The following is a 1,213-nucleotide window of genomic DNA, read 5'->3' on the forward strand; positions in this document are numbered from 1 at the left end:
ACTGGATACATATTTCAGAGAATTTCTTATTTGGTGTACTATACATAGCTGCACTTCTGCACTGGGAAATACACTGTTGATGGCTGCAGGAAAGCTTTTTAGCCCATCTACACATGCAATCAGAATATCTTCTACTCCTCTTTCTTTGAGGTTATTTAGCACTTCCAACCAAAAGTTAGCTCCTTCACTTTCAGCCAAATAAAAGCCCAGGACTTCTTTTCTGCCATTTTGGTCTATGCCCAATATATTGTACATACATTTACTTACGCAATGTCCATCCTCCTTGACCTTAAAGAACATCCCATCCATAAATACTATCGGGTATACTGATTGCAGTGGACGACTACGCCATTCATTGATTATAGGCAGTAATTTGTCGGTAATACTTGATATCTCTGCTACCGATATTTTGTGATCATAAATTTCCTCAACGTGTGACGCTATATCTCTATAGCTCATACCACTGGCAAATGTGCTCAAAATCTTCGTTTCAAGCTCTGGATGTAAGCTTGTTTGCCTTTTTTTGACTATTTGCGGCTCAAAACTTCCTTCTCTATCTCTTGGCGTTAACAGCTCAAATGAACCTGCACTTGTACGTAAAGTCTTTCCATTCCTCCCATTTCTGCGATTATTTTCTTCACTTTCAGCTAATAAATGGTTTTCTATTTCACCTTCTAGACTCGCCTCCAGCAGCTTTTTTATAAATGGTGTTAATGCTCCCTCCTTTCCTGTCAACGGTCTTCCTTCTCGTATAGACGACAGGATATTTGTTTCCAACTCTTTATAATCTACCAATCCGTTAGTTCTGTTTACTACTTTTTGACTCATTGTCAAACCTCCATTTTTAAATTGATATAAGTTCAAAAAAGTGTGTCAAACCGAAAAAAAGTAATATTCCCCACAAATATACAGACGCAGGTGGGATATAGAAGTATTTTTCAAATTTATCAAGCAAAACCTCGGATATAAGCATTTTTTAAGCCATGACATGAATGGAATGAAAGTGTATATTTATATGATTATTATTACAGCTTTATTATTTCTTGTTTATAAAATAAGAAATAACTTAGACGGATTTAAGATAGCACTATTACAGTTTACATTAGATCTTAATGACTCTTTTTTACGTTCAATTGTTTTACTATCAGGAGGTAACTTACATGCCGTTGATCACCTTATATCACGCCATTTTTGATACTTTCAACACTTATGG

At 35.6% G+C, this 1,213-nt stretch carries 2 protein-coding genes; one reads left to right on the top strand and one right to left on the bottom strand.

Annotated elements, in window-relative coordinates; genetic code table 11:
• Nucleotides 1–828, bottom strand: an 828-nt coding sequence (locus Wcon_RS10400) for an IS256 family transposase (protein WP_114516781.1), incomplete at its 3' end; no start/stop codon positions are given.
• Nucleotides 829–904: 76 nt separating this feature from the next.
• Between Wcon_RS10400 and Wcon_RS13190 the strand changes: the two genes are divergently transcribed.
• Nucleotides 905–1,195 (top strand): transposase, encoded by a 291-nt coding sequence (locus Wcon_RS13190; protein ID WP_114517978.1) that lies wholly within the window; start codon nucleotides 905–907, stop codon nucleotides 1,193–1,195.
• Nucleotides 1,196–1,213: the final 18 nt, after the last annotated feature.

This window comes from Wolbachia endosymbiont of Cylisticus convexus, assembly GCF_003344345.1.